Source organism: Streptomyces sp. UNOC14_S4 (assembly GCF_020740835.1).
In the GTDB taxonomy this organism is placed as follows: domain Bacteria; phylum Actinomycetota; class Actinomycetes; order Streptomycetales; family Streptomycetaceae; genus Streptomyces.
Genome location: NZ_JAINFC010000722.1, coordinates 1 through 2,864 on the forward strand (window position 1 = coordinate 1; position 2,864 = coordinate 2,864).

Below are 2,864 nucleotides of genomic sequence, written 5' to 3' on the forward strand. Positions count from 1 at the left end.
GCACGGTCCTACACCGTGTACGCGGCACACGTACGGCAAGCCGTGCCCCGGTCCGGGTCGTAGCGGCGGCCGCAGGCGCAGCGGGGCCAGTTCAGACAGGCCGGGCACTGGGTGTAGGGGAAGGCGACGGGGACTCCGCAGGTGCCGCCGCTGCCGGTGCACTCGTTCATCGGCGGCCGGTACGCGACGGCTTCGACGGCCGTCCGGGCCGTGGCGGGGACACGCGTACGCTCCTCGTCCTGGTCCTGCTCGGTGGCCGGGGCGGACGGGCCCGGGGGCCGGGTCCGGCCGCGGCAGGTGGGGCAGGGCCAGTCGGGGTTGTCCGGGCTGAAGCCGTCCTCGCACCCCGCGGAACAGTCGGCCGGGGCCAGCAGCCACACGGCCACCTCGTCGGGGCCGTACCCCTCCTGCTTCCCGTCGGCGGCACGCTGCAGGGGGCGGCTCGCCCACGTGCCCCACCAGCGGCGCTCGATACGGCCTGTCAACTGCCGGGCGGTGCGCCGTCCGAGCTCGTCCCGCACGGCGGCGATCGCCTGCGGGGGCACGCCGTCGCAGGCCCGCAGGAGCCTGTCGGGGAAGGCGGCCAGGACCGCGCGCAGCGGGTCGCGGGAGCCGGACTGCTCCAGACAGGCATCGCACCGCTCGCGTCGGGACGTGTGCGGGAAGAAGTGCTGCTCCCACCGGCGCTTGCGGTCCTTGCGCTCCTCCGGCGGCCGGACCCGTACGGTGACGCCGCGTTCGGGCAGCGGGCCCCGGCAGGTACGGCATATGCCCTGGCAGGTCAGGCAGCGCCCGCCCCGCGGGGACGGCGCCTGGCAGTCGGGGCACTCCCGGCGGCACACGTCGCACAGATGATCATCCGGGTGCGGCACCGGCAGCCACCGGTACTCCCCTTGACACCGGATGCACCTTGCCGGGTTCACCTCCGGGTTCGGGGTCGGCAGGACCGGACGACCTGGACACAGGTCGCACCGGACGGCCTCCCGGCTCGTCCACCGATTCCTGATCACACGGCACCCCCGGTGTGATGAGTGACAATCAGGACAGCCTATCGGTGAACGGCGGCGCTCATATTTCTTCTCGGTCGGCTCATTCCGCCAGTTCCCCCAGCAGGGTCCAGGTGCGGCGTCGGTCGGTTTCTCCCGCGATGCCCGTCTCCGCGAACACCACCTCCGTCGCCCCGGCGTCCCGGAGGCGCCGCACCTCGGCGGCGACCGCCTCCTCGTCGCCGATCACGGCCACGTCGCCGGCCCGCTTGGCGCCGGAGAGCTCGATGACCCGTGCGTAGGACGGGAACTGCTCGTAGAACGCGAGCTGCTCGGTGAACTTTTCACGTGTGGACTCGGCATCGTCGGTCACCACCCCGGGGACGATCGCCACGACGCGGGGCGCGGGGCGGCCCGCGGCCGCGGCCGCCGCGGTGACGGCCGGGACGATGTGTTCGGCCAGGGCACGGGGTCCGGCGAGGAACGGCAGGATTCCGTCCGCGAGTTCACCGCTGGCCCGTAGTGCCTGCGGGCCCATCGCGGCGACGAGCAGGGGCACGCCACCCTCGGCGCCCGGTACGCGCGCGGGAATCGGAGTGGTCGCGGTCAGCAGTTCGCCATGGAAGTCGGCGGCGCCCGTCTCGGTCAGCTGTCGGAGCGCGATGAGGAATTCACGCAAGCGGGCAATGGGCCGCTCGAACGGTATGCCGAAGCCGGATTCGGTCAACAGCTTGGTGCCGAGCGCGAGTCCGAGGTGGTAGCGGCCGTGCGTGGCCGCCTGTGCGGTCTGGGCCTGGCTGGAGACGATCAGCGGGTGGCGGCCGAAGACGGGGATCGCGGACGTGCCCACCTGCAACTCCGGCACCTCGCGCCCGACGATGGCCGCGAGTTGGGGCGAGTCGGCGCCGAAGGTCTGCCCGAACCAGGCGGACCGCAGGCCCGCGGCGGCGGCCTCCCGGGCGAGCCGTACGGTGGCGTCGATCTGGTTACCGTCGTTGATCGCGGTGAGTGCAACTCCAACAGTCATGTCACGGCGAACCGGCGACAGGCAGCCGCACATTCCCGTTCGCATGTGACAGCTTTCTTTCGGCTGTGTGTACACAGCGACCGTCGAGGGGACTACGCAAGCTCTTACCGCTCATGGTCGGTCCGGGGCGGGGCGCGGCCACGGGATCAGTGCCGGAACGCGAGCGCGGTAGGCGTCGTAGGGCGCTCCGAACTGACCGGCCATCAGGTCGTCCTCCACCCGGACCCTGCGTATCAACCAGGGTACGGCGATCACCAGGAACGCGATCCAGACGCCGAAGCCGCAGGCCAGCATGGAACCGACGATCAGGCCGAGGATGCCGGTGTAGATGGGGTGGCGCACCAGCCGGTAGGGGCCGTCGGTGCGCAGCTCGTGGTGTTCCTGGAGCATCGGGATGCTGGCCCACATGGTGCCCAGGACCCAGCGGGCCCACAGGAGCAAGGCGGTGGAGGCGACGACGAGCAGGGCGCCCGGGAGCGCGAGCGCGGGCTGCCAGTACTGGAGATGGCGCCAGAAGGACCGCGGCGAGTGTCCGACCACCACGAAGAACACGCCGATGCCGACGACCCCCAGGACCCGGCGCCGCAGGGTGCGGCGCAGGCCGCGTATCCAGCCGCCCGGACCGGCCCGGCCCCTCGCACCGAAGTAGACCGCGCCCAGGATCCAGGCCGCCAGGAAGACGAGAGCGCAGACGTTGGTGAGGGCGACCAGTGATGCTTGAAGAGAGCCCATGGCCCAAGACTGCTTCCCGTGCCGGGTGGATCACCACCACCCACGGGAGGAGTCGGAGAACTCCACCCGCGGGTGGAACACGGGTGGAGACCGGTCAGTTGGTCTCCACCTGTCTCTTA

Annotated in this window: 3 protein-coding genes; all 3 read right to left on the bottom strand. The window is 71.6% G+C overall.

The annotated features are described in order from the left end of the window. Nucleotides 1–8 precede the first annotated feature (8 nt). Complete coding sequence (locus tag K6I34_RS34885; RefSeq protein WP_229332045.1) at nt 9–872, bottom strand: hypothetical protein; 864 nt, start codon at nt 870–872, stop codon at nt 9–11. A 217-nt stretch (nt 873–1,089) separates the two neighbouring features. Beyond that, entirely contained in the window at nt 1,090–2,013 is a 924-nt protein-coding gene (locus K6I34_RS34890; RefSeq protein WP_229332046.1) for a TIGR03564 family F420-dependent LLM class oxidoreductase, read from the bottom strand. 111 nt (nt 2,014–2,124) lie between these two features. Continuing rightward, a complete protein-coding gene (locus K6I34_RS34895) occupies nt 2,125–2,745 on the bottom strand; it encodes an isoprenylcysteine carboxylmethyltransferase family protein (protein WP_229332047.1) in 621 nt (206 codons plus the stop codon). Nucleotides 2,746–2,864: the final 119 nt, after the last annotated feature.

What these genes read in the sequence shown, in the direction of transcription:
- K6I34_RS34890 (WP_229332046.1), bottom strand. Translation starts at nt 2,013, where the DNA reads ATGACTGTTGGAGTTGCACTCACCGCGATCAACGACGGTAACCAGATC.
- K6I34_RS34895 (WP_229332047.1), bottom strand. Translation starts at nt 2,745, where the DNA reads ATGGGCTCTCTTCAAGCATCACTGGTCGCCCTCACCAACGTCTGCGCT.